The sequence below is a fragment of the Variovorax sp. GW823-FHT04F07 genome, from assembly GCF_058795995.1.
The window spans coordinates 36417-54789 of the sequence record NZ_JBXAIG010000003.1 but is presented as its reverse complement, the minus strand read 5'-3'; the positions used below and the strand labels follow the sequence as shown (position 1 = coordinate 54789).

Sequence of the window (18373 nt, the reverse complement as noted above, 5' to 3'; positions counted from 1 at the left end):
TCTAAAAAAATCCGGGGCCTCGAAAACGACAAGATTTGTTTGCGTTCACTAACTTATAAAAGGGCTAAGGACGAATTTCGGTAGAATAGACAGCTCCTGGCGGCCAGTCAGCGCATAAAGAGGGCGATGGCCTTCACGATGCGAGATGTCACACAGCCGTCCACCGGTGCTCCACAGATCGCCCACAAGTTGTTCAGCTACTGCTCCACCGATCCTGTTGATAAGTTGTGAGTATCTTTGATGTTGTGGACCTGCAACGAGCCCTTTGGACCCTGTTCCCGGATGTACGTGCTTCCCTTTTTGCCTACAATGAAGTTCCAACTACTGCAGTTGCCATTGCTTGTTGGTTCAGGGCGCGTCTCCAGAAGACGCGCCCTTTTTTCTTGGCCCCGCCCCTCGGCGCCCGAGCCAATTCAAGTACTTAAGCGTTCCCGTTGATGAATCACATCAGAAATTTTTCGATCATTGCGCACATCGATCATGGCAAGTCGACGCTCGCAGACCGTTTGATCCAACGTTGCGGTGGCCTCGCGGAACGCGAGATGGAAGCGCAGGTGCTCGACTCGATGGACATCGAAAAAGAGCGTGGGATAACCATCAAGGCGCAGACCGCCGCGCTGCACTACAAGGCACGCGATGGACAGGTCTACAACCTCAATCTGATCGACACGCCGGGCCACGTCGACTTCTCGTACGAAGTGAGCCGCTCGCTGTCCGCATGCGAAGGCGCATTGCTCGTTGTCGATGCATCGCAAGGCGTCGAAGCGCAGACGGTGGCCAACTGCTACACCGCGCTCGACCTCGGCGTCGAAGTGATCCCGGTGCTCAACAAGATCGATCTGCCGAACGCAGACCTCGACAACGCGCGCACTGAAATCGAAGACGTGATCGGCATCGACGCGACCGACGCGATTCCGTGCTCCGCAAAAACCGGTGTCGGCATCGACGACATCCTCGAGACCATCGTCGCGCGCATGCCCGCACCGCGCGGCAATCCCGACGGTCCGCTGCGCGCGATGATCATCGACAGCTGGTTCGACCCGTACGTCGGCGTCGTGATGCTGGTGCGCGTGGTCGACGGTCGCCTTGTGAAGGGCGAGCGCATCAAGATGATGGCGTCGGGTGCGATGTACAACGCCGACAGCATCGGCGTTTTCACGCCCGCCAACGAAGCGCGCGCGTCGCTCGAAGCCGGCGAGGTGGGCTACATCATCGCGGGCATCAAGGAACTGCAGGCGGCCAAGGTCGGCGACACGGTCACGCTGATCCGGCCCGGCACCGGTGGCGCCGCCGCCACGGCCACCGAGGCGCTGCCCGGCTTCAAGGAGATCCAGCCGCAGGTGTTCGCGGGCCTGTACCCGACCGAAGCCAGCGAGTACGACTCGCTGCGCGACGCGCTCGAGAAGCTCAAGCTCAACGATTCGTCGCTGCGCTACGAACCCGAAGTGAGCCAGGCGCTGGGCTTCGGCTTCCGCTGCGGCTTCCTGGGCCTGCTGCACATGGAGATCGTGCAGGAGCGTCTGGAGCGCGAGTTCGACCAGGACCTGATCACGACCGCGCCGAGCGTGGTCTACCAGGTGGTGCGCAACGACGGCGAAGTGATCATGGTCGAGAACCCGTCCAAGATGCCCGACGTCGGCAAGATGGCGGAGATCCGTGAGCCCATCGTCACCGTGCACCTGTACATGCCGCAGGAATACGTCGGCTCCGTCATGACGCTGGCCAACCAGAAGCGCGGCGTGCAGCTGAACATGGCCTACCACGGCCGCCAGGTCATGCTGACCTACGAGATGCCGCTGGGCGAAATCGTGCTCGACTTCTTCGACAAGCTGAAGTCGGTGAGCCGCGGCTACGCCTCCATGGACTACGAGTTCAAGGAGTACCGCGCCTCCGACGTGGTGAAGGTCGACATCCTGCTCAACGGCGACAAGGTCGATGCGCTGTCGATCATCGTGCACCGCAGCCAGTCGCAGTACCGCGGCCGTGCCGTGGTCTCGAAGATGCGCGAGATCATTTCGCGCCAGATGTACGACGTGGCGATCCAGGCGGCCATCGGGGTCACGATCATTGCGCGTGAGACAATCAAGGCGCTTCGCAAGAACGTGCTCGCCAAGTGCTACGGCGGCGACATCTCCCGCAAGAAGAAGCTGCTCGAGAAGCAGAAAGCGGGCAAGAAAAGAATGAAGCAGATCGGCTCCGTCGAAGTCCCGCAAGAGGCCTTCCTCGCGATTCTGCAAGTCGAAGACTGATCACCACGAACATGGCATACCTCACCACCCTGGTTCTCGCGGCGTTCGCCAGCTACGTCGGCGCCTGGTATTTCGGCGCGCTCGAAGGCAACTTCGCGCTGCTGCTGTTCGTGGCCACGGTGGTCACCGGGGTCTACTGGCTGGCCGAGCGCTTCTACTTCCTGCCGCAGCGCGAACGCGCCGCCGCCACGCTCGAGAGCTCCATCGCCGAACGCAACACGCGGCTGGCGGGGCAGGGCATCACCCAGGTCGACACCACCGACGCCAAGGCCAGCGAGCGCCTGCTGATGCAGCCCTGGTGGCTCGACTGGACGGCGGGCCTGTTCCCCGTGATCCTGGTGGTGTTCTTGCTGCGCTCGTTCCTGTACGAGCCCTTCAAGATTCCCTCGGGCTCGATGATGCCCACGCTGCTGACCGGCGACCTGATCCTGGTCAACAAGTTCACCTACGGCCTGCGCCTGCCGGTCGTCAACACCAAGCTCACCGACGGCACGCCGCTGGCGCGCGGCGACGTGGTGGTGTTCCGCTACCCGCCCAAGCCCAGCATGGACTACATCAAGCGCGTGGTCGGCATCCCGGGCGACGAGGTGGCCTACCTGAACAAGAAGCTCACGATCAACGGCCAGCCGGTGGGCAAGGCCCCGATCGCCGACTACCTCGATGGCGAGTCGATGCGCATCCTGAAGCAATTCGACGAAGACCTGGGCGGCAAGCAGCACAAGATCCTCAACGACGAGAACGCCCCCGCCTTCGTGCCGGGTGCCAGCGACTTCCCGTTCCGCGAGAACTGCCGCTACTCGGTCGAGGGCGTGGTGTGCAAAGTGCCCGAAGGCAACTACTTCATGATGGGCGACAACCGCGATAATTCGGCCGATTCCCGTTTCTGGGGATTCGTACCGGACAAGAACATCGTGGGCAGGGCCTTCTTCGTCTGGATGAACTTCGGCGATCTCGGTCGCATCGGTCCGTTTCAATAATTAATCAACAGTCAACGTTACTGTTCGAGGGGTAAGAGGGCATGAGAACCAACAGTCGGTCCGTCCGTGGCAGTGCCGCGCACCAGCGCGGCATCTCGTTCATCGGCCTGGTGTTCGTCGCGGCGGTGCTGGGCTGCGTGGGCGTTGTCGTCGCGCAGGTCATTCCGACGCTGATCGAATGGCAGGCGATCGACAAGGCCGCCAACAAGGCCAAGGAAGGCGCCACGGTGCCCGAGATCCGCGCGATCTTCGACCGCGCCCAGGCCATCGACGACTTCAAGTCGGTCAGCGGCCGGGACCTCGAGATCAAGAAGGTGGGCGACAAGGTCGTCGTGTCGTATGCGTACGAGCGCGAGATCCCCCTGTTCGGGCCGGCCTACCTGACGCTCAAATACAAGGGCGCGTCCCGCTGACCGCGGTGTCGAACAAGAAGGTGGACGGCAGCCTCGTCGCGCTGCAGGCGCGCCTTCAGTACACGTTCTCGGACCCGCGCCTGCTCCAGCTCGCGCTCACGCACCGCAGTTTCTCGGCCGACCACAACGAGCGCCTCGAGTTTCTCGGCGACTCGGTGCTGAACCTGGCCGTCTCGCACCTGCTGTACATCCGTCTCTCGGAACTGCCCGAGGGCGACCTGTCGCGCGTGCGGGCCAACTTGGTCAAGCAGGACACGTTGCACCGGCTCGCGCTGGGGCTGGCGCTGTCGCCGCTGCTGCGCCTGGGCGAAGGCGAAGCCCGCTCGGGCGGCCCGAACCGGCCTTCCATCCTGGCCGACGCGCTCGAGGCGCTGATCGGCGCGGTCTACCTGGACGCCGGCTTCGCCGCCGCGCAGGCGCTGGTGCACCGGCTCTACGAGGCGGTCGAGATCAATCCGCGCATGGAAGCCGCCGCGAAAGACCCGAAGACCGAATTGCAGGAATGGCTGCAGGGCCACAAAATGAAGCTGCCGGTGTACCGCGTGGCAGCGACGCTGGGTGCAGCGCACAAGCAGACCTTCGATGTCGAGTGCGAGGTGCCCGAGCTGGGCCTTCGCGAGCGCGGCATCGGCGGCTCGCGCCGCGCCGGCGAGCAAGCTGCCGCGGCCGCCATGTTGATCCGGCTCAAGGCACGCGGCGCCGCGTGAAATCAGAATGAACGATGTAACCAATCCCGCAGCGGGACCCGAAGACACCGCAGGCGACACGCCTGCCACCGGGCCGCAGCACTGCGGCCTGATCGCCATCGTCGGCAAGCCCAATGTGGGCAAGTCGACGCTGCTCAATGCGCTCGTCGGCCAGAAGATCAGCATCACCTCGCGCAAGGCGCAGACCACGCGCCATCGCATCACCGGCATGCGCACGCTGGGCGCCACGCAGTTCGTGTTCGTCGACACGCCGGGTTTCCAGACCCTGCATGCCAATGCGCTCAACAAGTCGCTCAACAAGACCGTGCAGGGCGCGGTCGGCGACGTCGACCTGATCCTGTTCGTGGTCGAGGCCGGCAGCTTCACGCCGGCCGACGAGCGCGTGCTCAAGCTGCTGGGCAAGGGCATCCCCACGGTGCTGCTGGCCAACAAGCTGGACAACGTGCACCGCCGCGGCGACATCGCGCCGTGGCTGCAGACGATGCAGGCCAAGCACAGCTTCGCGGAGTTCGTGCCGATGTCGGCCAAGAACTCGAAGGACGTCGAGCGCCTGTTCGGCATCTGCGAGAAATACCTGCCCGAGCAGCCCTGGTTCTACGACGAAGACGAGCTCACCGACCGCAGCGAGAAATTCCTCGCCGGCGAACTGGTGCGCGAAAAGCTCTTCCGTCTCACGGGCGACGAGCTGCCCTACACCTCGACCGTCATCATCGACAAGTTCGAGGAAGAGCCGCCCCAGAAGAAGGGCCAGAAGCGCCTGCTGCGCATTGCCGCCACCATCGTGGTCGAGCGCGACGGCCACAAGGCCATGGTGATCGGCGACAAGGGCGAGCGCATCAAGCGCATCGGCATGGAAACCCGCGTCGAGCTCGAGAAGCTGGCCGACGCCAAGGTGTTCCTCGAGCTGTGGGTGAAGGTGCGCTCGGGCTGGGCCGACGACGAGGCGCGCGTGCGCTCCTTCGGCTACGAATGAAGTGGCTGCCGCTCATCGCGTTTCGCATGAACCGGCTTACGTGCTCCATCGCTACGACTGGAGCGAGTCGAGCCTGATCCTCGAGGTCTTCACCCGCCACCATGGGCGCATCGCGCTCGTGGCCAAGGGGGCGAAGCGGCCGAGTTCCAATTTCCGTCCCGTGCTGCTGCCGCTGCAGCCGCTGCAGCTCAACTACGGCGGCGACGCCGAGATCCGCACGCTGAAAGGCGCTGAATGGATGGGCGGCCACGTCATGCCGACCGGCGAGGCGCTGCTCTCGGGCTACTACGTCAACGAACTCCTGCTGCGCCTGCTGGCGCGCGACGACGCGCACGAGGCGCTGTTCGACGCCTACGCCGGCGTGGTGCAGGTGCTGGCCGGCGACCACGCGGGCGCCCAGGCCGCGACGCAGGCCGCCGCGCTGCGTGCCTTCGAGCTGCTGCTGCTGCGTTCGGTCGGCCTGCTGCCCTCGCTCGACGTGCAGACGCTCACCCTGGAGCCGCTGGCGGCCCGCACGCGCTACACCCTCGTGCCCGAAGCCGGCCTGCGCCAGGCGGCCAAGGACGAGGCCGCGCTGCCCGGCGCCGACTGGCAGGTGCTGCAGAGCGTGCTCGACGACCGCACCCCGTTCACCGCCACCCTGCGCGAGGTCGCGACGATGAGCGCCGGCAGCAACAGTGCCCTGCGCAACCAGCTGCGGGCCTTGCTCAACTACCATTGCGGCGTGACCACGCTGCGCACGCGGCAAATGATGAGAGACCTGCAAGCGCTCTAGCCCGGCGCACGATCGATCGAAACGCCAACCTGAGAACCGAAGCCATGCGTCTGGGTGTCCTCGTCTACGTCGACGACAAGAAAGAAATCGTCGACGAGTTCCACTGGCTGTACCGGAGCATGATCGTCTCCGGCGTCTTCGCGCGCGGCGGCGAGCTGATCGCGGTGTGCCACCCGAACGTCATCGCGCAGCTGCCCGCCGACGACCGCATCGTCGTGATTCCGGGCCTGCCCTACGCCGACCAGCACGCCGAATGGGCGGGCTACGGCTACATCAATTCGATCGCGAACCTGTGCGACCCGGCGGTGCTCGCCGTGTGCCGCAACTACGACGCGATCCTCAAGACCGACTGCGACACCTTCGTCACGCCGGCGCTGGCCAGCTTCGAGCCGACCGGCCTGTGCTTCGGCTTCGGCGCCTATGCGTACCAGGAAGAGGTGCGCCGCAAGCTGTCCGAGTGCAGCGCGCGCTGGGGCTTTCCGCATTCGGGGCTGCACAACGTGGGCGCCTCGGTGCTCGGGCCGACCGAGTTCGTGGGCAACTTCGTGCAAGCCCAACTCGACTACTGCCACAAGCTGCTCGACGAAGAGTTTCGCGACTTCCAGGGCGAGTGGCCCGGCTGGTGCAAGAACGTGCTCACCATGTACGCCGGCGAGCTGGCGCTGCGGCGCACCTACCCCCAGCGCTGCTCGCTGGGCCTGCTCGACCACCTGCCGTACACCGACCGCAGGCTGGGCGGCGACGTGCTGCACATCCACGGCTGGCACACCGACCAGTACTGGTCCAAGCATCATTTCCGTGCCGGCGCCTACGACCACATGGCGCCCGGCGACATCGACAGGACGACGCTCGGCGGCTACTGTCACTGGCTTGCCGTCACCCCCACCGACGACCTTCGGGCCGGCGCGGGCGGCGCATGAACGAAGAGAAGAAAGCGATTGCGTCCATGAGCGATACCTCGTCCTCCCTCCCTCGCACCACCACGGCCCTGTCGGTCAACCTCAACAAGGTGGCCTTGGTGCGCAACACGCGCCACCTCGGCATCCCCAGCGTGGTGGGCGCCGCCCAGGCCTGCCTGGCCGCAGGCGCGCAAGGCATCACCGTGCACCCGCGCCCCGACGCGCGCCACATCCGCGCGCACGACGTGAGCGACCTGTCGGAACTGCTCGCCAAGGACTGGCCGGGCATCGAGTTCAACATCGAAGGCAACCCCTTCCACAACCTGATGGACTTCGTGCGCGAGCTCAAGCCGCACCAGGCCACCTTCGTGCCCGACAGCGAAACCCAGTCGACCAGCGACCACGGCTGGAGCTTCCCGGAAGACGCCGAGCGCCTGCGCCCGCTGATCGCCGAAGCCAAGGCGCTGGGCGTGCGCGTGAGCCTGTTCATGGACCCGATCCCCGAGATGATGGCCGCGGTCAAGGCCGTGGGCGCCGACCGCGTCGAGCTCTACACCGAAGGCTACGCCGCCTCGCGCGGCACGCCGCAGGAAGCCGCCGTGCTCGCGCGCTACGTGGCCGCGGCGCAGGCCGCCCATGCGGCGGGACTGGGCGTCAATGCTGGCCACGACCTGAGCCGCGACAACCTCACGCCGTTCCTGCGCGCGGTGCGCGGCGTGCACGAGGTGTCGATCGGCCATGCCTTCGTCGCCGATGCGCTCGAACTCGGGTACGCCGCGACCACGCGCGACTACCTGCGCTGCATCGCCGACGCCGCATGATCTACGGCATCGGGACCGACATCTGCGATGTGCGCCGCATCGCGGCCACCTTCGAGCGCCAGGGCGAACGCTTCGCCCGCCGGGTGCTGAGCGACGCCGAGTTCGCCATCTGGCAGGCCCGCGCTGCGCGTTGGCCCAAGCGCGGCCTGAGCTACCTCGCCACGCGTTTTTCCGCCAAGGAAGCCTTCAGCAAGGCCATCGGCCTGGGCATGCGCATGCCGATGAGCTGGCGCCTGTGCGAGATCGCCAACCTGCGCAGCGGCAAGCCGGTGATCGTCCTGCACGGCGAACTCAAAGACTGGTTCGAGGCGCAGGGCCTGACGGCACACGTGACCGTTACCGACGAAACCGAGTACGCCGCCAGCTTCGTGGTGGTGGAAAAGGCCTGAACGACCCCCGGCGCCACGCCGACTGATCGACCGACCGACATGACCGAACTGACCCACGCGCCGCTCCTCATCGATGTGGCCGGCACCGAACTCACCGCCGCCGACCGCCGGCGCCTCGCCAACCCGCATGTGGGCGGCGTGATCCACTTCACCCGCAACTGGCAGGACCGCGCGCAGATGACCGCGCTGAACGCCGAGATCAAGGCGATTCGGCCCGACCTGCTGATCTGCGTCGACCACGAAGGCGGCCGCGTGCAGCGCTTTCGCACCGACGGCTTCACGCGGCTGCCCTCGATGCGCAGCCTGGGCGAGCTGTGGATGCACGATGCCCTGCGCGCTACGCAGGTCGCCACTGCGGCCGGGCAGGTGCTGGCCGGCGAACTGCGCGCCTGCGGCGTCGACTTCAGCTTCGCGCCGGTGCTCGATCTGGACTACGGCGGCAGCAGCGTGATCGGCGACCGCAGCTTCCACCGCGACCCGCGCGTGGTCGCGCTGCTCGCCAAGAGCGTGATGCACGGCATGCTGCAGATGGGCATGCGCAACTGCGGCAAGCACTTTCCGGGGCATGGCTTCGTCCAGGCCGATTCGCACGTCGAAATTCCGGTCGACCGGCGTAGCCTGAAAGCCATCCTGGCCGACGACGCACGACCCTACGACTGGCTGGGCGGCACGCTCGCGGCCGTGATGCCCGCGCATGTGATCTACCCGAAGGTCGACAAGCGGCCGGCGGGTTTCTCCGAGAAATGGCTGAAGGACATCCTGCGCCAGCGCTTTGCGTTCGACGGCGTGGTGTTCAGCGACGACCTGAGCATGGAAGCCGGGCGCTACATCGATGGCCAATTGCTGAGTTACACCGACGGCGTGCTGGCGGCCCTTGCAGCGGGTTGCGACCTGGCGCTGCTGTGCAACCAGAGCATCGGCGAAGGCCGGCCGCTGGACGAGATGCTCGACGGCTTCACCGCCGCGGCGGCCGACGGGCGCTGGCAGGGCGATGCGGCCAGCGAAGCGCGGCGCCGGTCGCTGCTGCCGGGCGACGAAGCGCTGGGTTGGCAGGCGCTCACGGCCTCGTCGCGCTACGCGCAGGCGCAGCGCCTGCTGGCCGGCGCTCAGTCGCGGAAGGGCCGTACCGGCAACTGATTCGCCGCGGGGCCGAGCAAGGCGGCCACCTCGGGCGTCTCGAACAGCGATTCCAGCCAGGGCTTGTCGGCCAGGCCGGCCTGGAAGAACACCTGCAGCAGCCGCAGGGTTTCGGTGCGCAGCGCGCGCGTCAGCATTTCAGCGTCGATCCGCGGCGTGCCGACGGGCGCAAGCGCCGCGCAGGCCTGCGCCACGGTGCGCAGCAACTGTTCGGCAAAGTCGCGCTGCGGCGGCCACAGGTGCGCGTAGAGCTGGGCGATGAGGTCGATGTCTTCCACACGGCTGCGCGGCAACAAGTGACGCAGCACCGCGCGCCGCGCCCGCATGGCGAGCGAAGCGGCGTACGCCAGGTCAGTCGGCGGCGCGACCGGTGCCGCGCGGTGCAGCAGCTCGGGAATGACCGCGAAGCGCGCACCGGCCACGATGCAGCGGCACAGCATCTGCAGCGCATCATGGACAGCGAACTCGGGGTCGTGGCGCACGCCGGTGCGTTCCAGGAAGCGGCGGCGCACCAGGCAGGCCGACAGCCGCAGCGGCTCGGGGCCCAGCGCTTCGGCCACGATCTCGTCGTGCCGCTGGGCGTACTTCAGCGGCCCGGCCGCCGTTTCGCTCCAGCAGCCGACGATGTCCAGGTCCGGGCAGGCGGCGAGCAGCGCGGCCTGCCGCTGCAGGCGACCGGGCAGGGCGCGGTCGCCCGTATCGGCGAAGACGACGTGATCGCCGGTGGCCTGCGCGAGCGCGAGGTTGCGCAAGGTGGCGCGGTCGCAGGGCACGGGCAGCGCGATCCAGCGCAGGTCGGGGGCGATGGCGCGCGCCTCGCTTTCAGCTGACGCAGGCAGACCCGCCGCCACCACGACCAGCTCCAGCGCCACATCGGCCTGTGCGGCCCAGTCGCGCAGGTCCTGCAGCCAGTCGTCACGGCTGCCGTCGGGTACCACGCTGACGGTGAGGCAGACCGTCACACGCGGCATCGCCACGGGTGGCACGCGGTCGGGCTGCTGGGCGCGCCAGGCGAAGTAGCGTTCGAGCGCGGGGCCGATGTCCGGCGGCGCGAAGGCCCGCTCGAGCGTGCCGAGCCCGTCGCGTTCGAGCTGCGCGCGGCGCGGCGCATCCGCGACCAGCGCGACCACGGTGTCGACCAGCTGGTCGTAGGGCACGCCCACCACCGCATCGCGGAAGGCGGGGTCGATCTCGCTGTCGGGGTAGAGCTCGCAGACCACGGCCTTGCGATGGCGCAGCAGGATCGACAGCCGCGGCGTCTCGACCACGCGGGACGCTTCCCAGTTGTGCAGGTTCAGCATGACCTTGGCGCGGCGCATGCGGTCTTCGCGCTCGGCCTGGGTCCAGAACCCGCCGCGCGTCATCTCGACGCGCAGGCCGCGCGCCATCAGCGCCTCGAGCACGTCGATCCGGCGCTGCGTGAACGAACCGAAGAAGCAGACGTCGATGTCGCGCTCCTCCTCGGGCAGGACTTCCGACAACGGCAGGATGCGGGCCGCGTCGGGCTCCCAGCCCAGCGGCACGTAGTCGGCGTTCTGGTAGCCGAGCTCGCGGTGGCGATGGAAGTTGGTCTTGCTGTACTCCCACAGGTAGCAGCGCGGGAGCAGGTCGAGGTAGCGGTCGTTCCAGGCATGCGTGCCTTCGACCATCGGCTCGAAGTTGACGACGATGCAATTCGGGTGGAACGGCTCGAGGCTCTTCCAGGGGAAGTTCCAGAAGAAGAACAGGATGTTGATCGCGCCGGGATCGATGTTCGCCGGCGTGTAGCTCGTCGGGTAGCCCAGCCGCTCGGCCGCCAGGCGGTAGGTCCGCACGATGTCGCCGCAGACCGCGTCTTCGGACAGGGACGTGAAGTGCAGCCGTGGCAGGGTCATGGGCGACGACTGTACCGGGTCAGTCCGCGGCCGGCGCGCCCACCGCCGCGGGCCACAGAGGCGCACCGCCCGCCTCCAGGTGCGTCAGGTACAGGCGCAACTCGAACTCGAAGCGGTGGTACTCGGGCTCCATGTGCGTGCACAGCGCGTAGAAGGGCTTGTCGTGGTTCTTCTCGCGCGTGTGGGCCAGCTCGTGCACGACGATCATGCGCAGCCATTCGAGCGGCACGGTCTTGAACAGGCTGGCCACGCGGATCTCGCGCTTGGTCTTGAGCTTGCTGCCCTGCACGCGCGCGATGGTGGTGTGGGTGCCCAGCGCATGGCGCACCACGTGCAGCTTGTTGTCGAACACGGCCTTGGCCAGCGGCTCGGCCTTGCGCATGTACTCGCCCTTGAGCTCGCAGGCGTAGTCGTACAGCGCGCGGTCGGTGCGGATGTCGTGCAGGCCGGCGTAGCGTCCGCGCAGCAAGGCGCCGAGCTTGTCGGCGGCCATCAGCTCGCTCACCTGCGCCAGCAGCGCGGGCGGGTACGCGGACAGGTACTTCATCGGTGGCTCACCCCGCCGTGCGTGCCGAATAGGCGAGCCCGGCCGCCACGCCGCCGAGCAGGTCGCCCTCGATCAGCGGCACGCCGGCGAAGCTCGCGCGCAGCGCCCGCTGGAACGGGCGCAGGGCCGACGAGCCGCCGGTGAGGTAGATGGCGTCGAGGTCGCCGCTGCGCAGGCCGGCGCGTTTCACGCAGGCGTGGGCGCAGGCCACCACGTTCTCCAGCGGTGCCGCGAGCTGCTGCGCCATGTCGGTCGGCGTCAGCGCCGAGGCCAGCCCCGCCTCGATGCACGACAGGTCGATCTGCACCTCGGCGTCGCTGACCGAGCCGTTGATCTTGGCCTGCTCGACCTCGCTGGCGATGCGGTGGCCGTGGCGCTCCTCGAGCACCGTCATCAGGCGGTCGTGCAGCTGGCGGTCGCTGTAGCTGGTGCGCAGCTCGCGCGCCTGGCGCACGGCCTTCGGGGCGTAGAGCCAGTTGATCAGGTGCCAGGACGACAACTCGAAGAACACCTTGCTGGGCACCTCGCGCCCGCTCGGGCCGAGGTGGCGCAGCCCGAGCAGCGGCATCACGCGCTCCAGGTTCAGGCGCTGGTCGAAGTCGGTGCCGCCGATGTGCACGCCGCTGGTGGCCAGCACGTCGTCGGCGCGGTCGGCGCGCGCCATGCGCTCGGGGCCCAGGCGCACCACGGTGAAGTCGGAGGTGCCGCCGCCGATGTCGACGATCAGGATCAGCGACTCGCGCGTGACGCGCTGCTCGTAGTCGAAGGCCGCCGCAATGGGCTCGTACTGGAAGGACACGTCGCGCAGGCCGGCGGCGCGCGCGGCGTGGCGCATGCTTTCCTCGGCGCGCTGGTCGCGCTTGGCGTCGTCGTCGACGAAGTGCACCGGGCGGCCGATGACCACGCGCTCGGGGCGCTGGCCCAGCTCGCGTTCGGCGCGCGTCACCAGTTCGTGCAAAAAGCGCGCGATGATGTCCTCGAAGCTGACCAGTCCGTCGTAGACGGCGGTTTTCTCCTGCATCAGCGGGCTGCCGAGCAGGCTCTTGAGCGAGCGCATGAGCCGGCCTTCGACGCCGGACAGGTACAGCGCGATGGCGTCGCGGCCGAAGTGCGTGCTGCGGTCCTCGGCGTTGAAGAAGAGGGCGGTCGGCAGCGTGGTGGCGCTGCCCTCGATGGGCAGCAGGCGCGCGGCCTCGCCGGGGGAGGCAAAGGAAACCGCGGAATTCGAAGTGCCGAAATCGATGCCGATGGCCGGGGTGCGTAGGGGATTCATTCAAGCAGGAAATCGGAGGGCCCAAGAGTGTAGAGGGTCGGCCGGAGCGCGCGATAGACTGCGCCCCAATGACCACCCCACCCGGACGCCGTCGATGCCGCTGTGCCTGACCTTCTTCGACCGGCTCGACGAGCCGGTGCTGCGCAACCACGGCCACTACTGCCGCCGTTTCGGCTACCCCCATGCCTGGGTGGAGAGCGAGCGTGCCGGGCATCCCGCGCTGCGCGACTGCGCCAAGTACGCCGAGATGCTGCGCCGCCTGCGCGGGCTCGACGAAGGCGACTGGCTGCTCTTTCTCGACGGCGATTCGGTGGTGTTCCACCCGGTGGCCGTCGACACGCTCCTGGAAGGCCGCGACCTGCTCGTGGTGGACGGGCCCAAGGGCCTGCCGCTCGTCAACCTGATGATCCTGCGCAACACGGCGGCCAACCGCGCGCTGCTGCATGCGCTCATCCGGGCGGCCAGCCAGGTGGTGGCGCGCGTCACGCCCCGCCTCGACGCCGCGGCGCTGCTGCAGCCGGCCGGCATGCTGTCGTGCAACGGGCTCATCGGCGACTGCTACGTGAACGTCTCGTGGCGCATCGCGAACTGGTTCACCGCCCGCATCTTCGTGGTGCACCTGGCGCCCCTGGTGGAGCTGGATGCCGAGGGCCGGGTGGTGGAAGAGCTGCTGCACGACGCGAACCTGCAGCGCCTGCTGGTGCGCCGGGTGAACGCGGCGCTGATCGACGGCGAGCCCGTGCTGCCACCGCCGGCCTACCCGGCGATCTCGGAAGACGCCTATTCATGCGTCAACCCGCAGGCGCCCATCGCCTTCGTCACGCTCTACACGCACCACATCAATGACTATGCGCGCGTGTCGGAGCACAACGTGCGGCGCTACTGCGAGCGGCACGGGTACGGCTACCACGTCTACCGCGCGATCCCGGGCGAGCTCGATCCGTCGATCAGCGGCGCCTGGGTGAAGAGCTGGCTCGTGAAGCGGCATCTCGCGCAGCACCAGTGGGTGGTGTGGATCGACGCCGACACGCTGTTCGTCAACCAGACCCAACGCATCGAGCCGCTGCTCGAAGGCCGCGACCTGCTGTTCGCCAAGGACATCGGCGCGTGGGACGTCAACTCGGGCGTGATGGGGTTCCGCCACACCGAGCGCAACCTCGAACTGCTCACGCAGCTGTGGGAGCGCATCACCGGCGTCGACGACAAGTCGACCGTGTACGCCAGCCAGGGCGACCAGTACTACACGAACGTGGTGCTGGGCGAACACGGCCTGATCGGCGATGCGGTCGTGACCGACCTGCTGAGCATCAACACGCCGCCACACCTGGCGGGCGACGACAGCCTGCTGGTGCACTTCGTGGGGCTCGGGGAGCCCTACCGGTCGGTGTACATGGCGGACGTCGACGCGCGCTCCAAGCGCCTGGGCTGAGCGGGCGGCACGCGCCGCGCTTCAGCCGCCGAAGGTGTAGGTCGTGGGGTAGCTGTTCGACGCCATCTCGCGCTCGCTGTCGTCGCGGAAGTCGCCGTGGTGCGGGCTGAGCAGGTAGAGGTTGCGGTCGGCGCACAGCCGCGCCAGGTCGTCGGCCGATGCGACCTGCAGGGAGAGCCCGCCCAGCGTCAGCACCAGAGGGAAGGGCTCTGCCTGGTGGCGCTCGTAGATGCCGCGGCCTTCGCCGAGGTAGTCGAGCCGGTGGTCGATCACGCGAAAGCCCGTCTGGTAGAACATCTTGCGCGCGTCGAAGTCCGTGAAGAAGCGCAGGTGCGTGAAGTCGAGCAGGCCCCAATGGGTGTAGCGCCAATGCCCGCGCATGGCGTCGTACAGCATCGGCAGGTTGGACGCATTCGGCAGGCTGACCAATATCTGCGCATCCGGCGCGACGATGCGCTTCAGGCCGCTGAGCAGCTGCCACGGATTGACGAGGTGCTCGAGCACGTCGAACAGGCACACGAGGTCGAAGGGGCGCGTGAGGCCCATCGCGGCGAAGTCGACGGTTTCCACGTCCTGCTCGACGACCTTGTCGAAATGTTCGCGCGCCACCTGCGCCGCCGAGGCGTTGAACTCGCAGCCCCAGAGTTCGCAGCCGGGGTGGCGCCGGCGCAGTTCGTGGCCCACGCCACCGGAGCCGCAACCGATGTCGAGGGCGACCGTGGGAGGACGCTGGATCATGTCCAGGCACTCGGGCCTGGGGTTGAACGGGTAGACGTATTCCTTCTTGTCGCGGTCTTGCCAGAGAAAGTCGGTCACGGACAGCGTCCCCGTCGGGTGGGTCAGCCTTCCCGGCGCAGCGCCGGGAACAGGATCACGTCGCGGATGCTCGGCGAATCGGTCAGCAGCATCATCAGGCGGTCGATGCCGATACCGCAGCCGCCGGTGGGCGGCATGCCGTATTCGAGGGCGCGCACGAAGTCGTGGTCGTAGAACATGGCTTCGTCGTCGCCGCTGTCCTTGGCGGCCACCTGCGCGTTGAAGCGCGCGGCCTGGTCTTCGGCGTCGTTCAGCTCGCTGAAGCCGTTGCCGAACTCGCGGCCCGTGATGTACAGCTCGAAGCGCTCGGTGACCTCGGGGCGCTCGTCGTTGGCGCGTGCCAGCGGCGAGATCTCGGTCGGGTGCTCCATGATGAAGGTCGGCTGCCAGAGCTTCTCTTCCACGGTCTCCTCGAAGTACATCACCTGCAGGCCGGCGAGGCTGCGCTGCGAGAGCTTGTCCTTTTCTTCGCTCAGGCCGAGCTTGCGCAGGGCGTTGATGAGCCAGGCGGTGTCGTCCACGCCATCACCGGCATCGGTGTGCTTGAGGATCGCTTCGCGGATCGTCAGGCGCTCGAAGGGCTGCGTGAGGTCGACGGCCTTGCCGCCGTAGGTGAGCTGCTGCGTGCCCACGGCCTTGTCGGCGATGGTGCGGATCAGTGTCTCGGTGAAGTCCATCAGGTCGCGGTAGTTCCAGTAGGCCGCGTAGAACTCCATCATCGTGAACTCGGGGTTGTGCCGCACCGAGATGCCCTCGTTGCGGTAGCTCCGGTTGATCTCGAACACGCGCTCGAAGCCGCCGACGATCAGGCGCTTGAGGTACAGCTCGGGCGCGATGCGCAGGAACATCTCCTGGTCGAGCGCGTTGTGGTGCGTCTTGAAGGGCTTGGCGTTCGCACCGCCCGGGATCGGGTGCAGCATGGGCGTCTCGACTTCGAGGAAGTCGTTGGCCACCATGAACTCGCGCAGCGCGCTCACGGCCTTGCTGCGCGCGGTGAAGCGCACGCGGGCCGACTCGTCGGTGATCAGGTCGACATAGCGCTGACGGTACTTCTGCTCCTGGTCGGCCATGCCGTGGAACTTGTCGGGCAGCGGGCGCAGGCTCTTGGTGAGCAGGCGCAGGCGGCTGACCTTGATCGACAGCTCGCCGGTCTTGGTCTTCATGAGCGTGCCTTCGGCACCGAGGATGTCGCCGAGGTCCCAGCGCTTGAAGTCGGCGTACGCCTCTTCGCCGATGGCGTCGCGCGTCACGTACAGCTGGATGCGGCCGGTGGCGTCCTGCACGGTCGCGAAGCTGGCCTTGCCCATCACGCGCTTGAGCATCATGCGGCCGGCCACGCTGACGGCGACGGCCTGTGCTTCGAGCGCCTCGGGCTCGGTGCCGCCATGCTGTTCGACTAGCGCCGCGGCGCGGTGGCCGGGTTTGAAGTCGTTCGGGAACGCGACCCCCTTGCCTTCGGTCTGCGCGGTGCGCAGCAGCTTGAGCTTTTCGCGGCGTTCGACGATGAGCTGGTTGTCGTCGGCCGTGGCCGTGGGAGAAGAGGAGGGCAGTTGTTCGTCGGACATGGGAGGCGTGTGGGGGCGCAGCAAGAAGAGGGAGGGGGTGCGCGGGCCGTGCATTTTAGCCCATCGGCCTTGAGCGGAATCGGCCTGAAGCGCCCGTCAGTTCTGTGAGGGTTGCTATCAAAAGTGGAGCATTACCCTCAGCGTTTTCAGCCGTTCGGCGGTGTCGTGGCGTCTGGCGCGTCTGCGTGGCGGCCCGCGATCTGCTGTGCGTCGTGCTGCATCACCAGCGTGCGCAGACGATCCGGGTAGCCCATGTAGTGCAGCATGAAGCTGTCGCCGTCGTACAGCGCGGGGTGCGAATTGAAGGACACGCCGTCGGAACGCGGCATGGCCGCGTCGCCACCGGCCTCGGCCCAGGCGGCGACGAAGAAGGCCTGGTCACCGCCCGAGGCGTAGACGCCGCGCTTGTCCTGCACGGCGTCGATCAGCGCTTGCACGCGCTCCAAGTAGGCGATGCAGGCCGGCGTGTTCGTGAAGACCATGAAGCCGCTGTTGAACTCGTAGCCCGACACGTCGCGCGCCAGCGCCACCGGCCGGCCACGCAGCAGGGACGCGAGCGGCCGTGCGCGGTCGTGGATGAGGATGTCGGCATCGACCCACGCGACCTGCTCGTGTTCGGCCAGGTGCTTGAGCAGCAGCCGGGGCTTGATCCAGTTGCCGGCCACCCGGCCCCGCAGCTCGGCGGGCAGGTCCCGGTAGACGTGGTGGGTGTAGCCGTGGTGGTCGGCGTACGCGGCGATGTTGCGCTCCGACAGCGTGGCATAGCCGGCGATGTTGGGCGTGTAGCTGGTCAGCAAGGCGACGGGGCGGCCGGGGTTGCGCACTTCGTAGTCCGGCTGGCCCGTGGGTGCCGGCGGCAGATCGTCGTAGAGCTGGCCGTCGCGCGCGAGCACCGTGTTCAGGTGCGCGACGAAGAGGCCCCGCACCCGCATGTCCTGGACATCGATGTGGACCGCGGGATTGAACGAGAGCACGAAGGCCGAGACCTCCGGCAGGTAGTGGCCGAAGCGGGCGAACAGCAGGTTGGGGTAGTGCCGGCCGTCGATGAGCTGGTGGTGCGGATGGGCCGCCAAGCCTTCGAGCTCCCGGTGCGCCCAGCGGTCGGTGCCTGCGTCGGGCGCGGTGCGCAGGCGTTCGAGCACTTGGGCCACCAGGTCCGTCGCCTCGGGGCCCGCGCGCAGCATGAAGCAGCTGCCTTCGGGGCGGTGGTGGTGCTCGTTCTCGGCGATCCAGTAGGGCGCGTCGCCGATCACGGCGGGGGCCGGCAGGGGCGCGAGAAAGGCGGCGTCGTCGTCCGCGAAGACCAGCAGCGTGTCATCGGGCGCATCGGCCAGCGCGGCGCTCACCACGCTGTACTTGTAGACCAGCAGCGTGCGCGCGCTGTTGTGCGGCGTGCCGATGGCGTGCAGGCGGTGCGTGTAGCCCCAGCGGGCGCAGTAGGCGCGGTGATTCTCTGCGAAGGCCTCCGCGCCTGCGCGCAGCAGGATCGAGTGGAAGCGGACCGGCGCCGGGCTCATCTCGCAGCGGGC

17 protein-coding genes are annotated in these 18373 nt (G+C 67.5%); 11 read left to right on the top strand and 6 right to left on the bottom strand.

Features of this window, described 5'->3' with window-relative positions:
* The first annotated feature begins 437 nt into the window (after nt 1–437).
* From lepA to nagZ, 10 genes are read left to right on the top strand one after another with little or no spacing between them, the layout of a single operon-like run.
* The gene (gene lepA / locus AC1RAA_RS15555; protein WP_070062248.1) at nt 438–2249 is read left to right on the top strand and encodes a translation elongation factor 4; all 1812 of its coding nucleotides are present in this window, start codon (nt 438–440) and stop codon (nt 2247–2249) included.
* Nucleotides 2250–2260: 11 nt separating this feature from the next.
* Nucleotides 2261–3226, top strand: a complete 966-nt coding sequence (gene lepB, locus AC1RAA_RS15550; protein WP_062475534.1) for a signal peptidase I — start codon at nt 2261–2263, stop codon at nt 3224–3226.
* A 41-nt stretch (nt 3227–3267) separates the two neighbouring features.
* Entirely contained in the window at nt 3268–3639 is a 372-nt protein-coding gene (locus AC1RAA_RS15545) for a DUF4845 domain-containing protein (protein WP_062475531.1), read from the top strand.
* Nucleotides 3640–3659: 20 nt separating this feature from the next.
* Nucleotides 3660–4346 carry a ribonuclease III gene (rnc, locus tag AC1RAA_RS15540; protein WP_056572447.1) on the top strand — a complete coding sequence of 229 codons (687 nt, stop codon included), beginning with the start codon at nt 3660–3662 and terminating at the stop codon, nt 4344–4346.
* A gap of 7 nt (nt 4347–4353) precedes the next feature.
* Nucleotides 4354–5319 carry a GTPase Era gene (gene era, locus AC1RAA_RS15535; protein ID WP_139702430.1) on the top strand — a complete coding sequence of 322 codons (966 nt, stop codon included), beginning with the start codon at nt 4354–4356 and terminating at the stop codon, nt 5317–5319.
* A 1-nt stretch (nt 5320) separates the two neighbouring features.
* Nucleotides 5321–6094, top strand: a complete 774-nt coding sequence (gene recO / locus AC1RAA_RS15530) for a DNA repair protein RecO (protein WP_492732037.1) — start codon at nt 5321–5323, stop codon at nt 6092–6094.
* Between the two features lie 44 nt (nt 6095–6138).
* Nucleotides 6139–7014: a DUF7164 domain-containing protein gene (locus AC1RAA_RS15525; protein ID WP_095746463.1), complete on the top strand. Its 876-nt coding sequence runs from the start codon at nt 6139–6141 to the stop codon at nt 7012–7014.
* A 26-nt stretch (nt 7015–7040) separates the two neighbouring features.
* Nucleotides 7041–7814: a pyridoxine 5'-phosphate synthase gene (locus AC1RAA_RS15520; RefSeq protein ID WP_354342759.1), complete on the top strand. Its 774-nt coding sequence runs from the start codon at nt 7041–7043 to the stop codon at nt 7812–7814.
* Nucleotides 7811–8203, top strand: a complete 393-nt coding sequence (gene acpS / locus AC1RAA_RS15515; protein WP_056572075.1) for a holo-ACP synthase — start codon at nt 7811–7813, stop codon at nt 8201–8203. The genes AC1RAA_RS15520 and acpS overlap by 4 nt, the downstream gene beginning before the upstream one ends.
* Before the next feature lie 39 nt (nt 8204–8242).
* Complete coding sequence (gene nagZ, locus AC1RAA_RS15510; RefSeq protein ID WP_492732040.1) at nt 8243–9340, top strand: beta-N-acetylhexosaminidase; 1098 nt, start codon at nt 8243–8245, stop codon at nt 9338–9340.
* Here the strand turns inward: nagZ and AC1RAA_RS15505 are convergent.
* Genes AC1RAA_RS15505 through AC1RAA_RS15495 form a run of 3 tightly spaced genes read right to left on the bottom strand, consistent with a single transcriptional unit; the run spans nt 9310 to nt 13034 of the window.
* Nucleotides 9310–11214 carry a glycosyltransferase family A protein gene (locus AC1RAA_RS15505; protein ID WP_492732042.1) on the bottom strand — a complete coding sequence of 635 codons (1905 nt, stop codon included), beginning with the start codon at nt 11212–11214 and terminating at the stop codon, nt 9310–9312. The two genes, nagZ and AC1RAA_RS15505, sit on opposite strands and share 31 nt — an antisense overlap.
* A 19-nt stretch (nt 11215–11233) precedes the next feature.
* Complete coding sequence (locus AC1RAA_RS15500) at nt 11234–11761, bottom strand: YgjP-like metallopeptidase domain-containing protein (protein WP_062475511.1); 528 nt, start codon at nt 11759–11761, stop codon at nt 11234–11236.
* Nucleotides 11762–11768: 7 nt separating this feature from the next.
* Nucleotides 11769–13034, bottom strand: coding sequence for an Hsp70 family protein (locus AC1RAA_RS15495; protein ID WP_095746459.1), 1266 nt, complete (start codon nt 13032–13034; stop codon nt 11769–11771).
* A 94-nt stretch (nt 13035–13128) separates the two neighbouring features.
* On the opposite strand from AC1RAA_RS15495, the gene AC1RAA_RS15490 reads away from it, so the two are divergent.
* Nucleotides 13129–14463, top strand: coding sequence for a glycosyltransferase family protein (locus AC1RAA_RS15490; RefSeq protein WP_307694806.1), 1335 nt, complete (start codon nt 13129–13131; stop codon nt 14461–14463).
* 21 nt (nt 14464–14484) lie between these two features.
* On the opposite strand, the gene AC1RAA_RS15485 is transcribed toward AC1RAA_RS15490, so the two are convergent.
* The 3 genes from AC1RAA_RS15485 to AC1RAA_RS15475 form a co-directional block, all read right to left on the bottom strand.
* Entirely contained in the window at nt 14485–15279 is a 795-nt protein-coding gene (locus AC1RAA_RS15485; RefSeq protein WP_062475502.1) for a class I SAM-dependent methyltransferase, read from the bottom strand.
* A 23-nt stretch (nt 15280–15302) separates the two neighbouring features.
* Entirely contained in the window at nt 15303–16844 is a 1542-nt protein-coding gene (lysS, locus tag AC1RAA_RS15480; RefSeq protein ID WP_492732044.1) for a lysine--tRNA ligase, read from the bottom strand.
* Nucleotides 16845–16990: 146 nt separating this feature from the next.
* A complete protein-coding gene (locus AC1RAA_RS15475) occupies nt 16991–18361 on the bottom strand; it encodes a glycosyltransferase family protein (RefSeq protein ID WP_492732046.1) in 1371 nt (456 codons plus the stop codon).
* Nucleotides 18362–18373 lie beyond the last annotated feature (12 nt).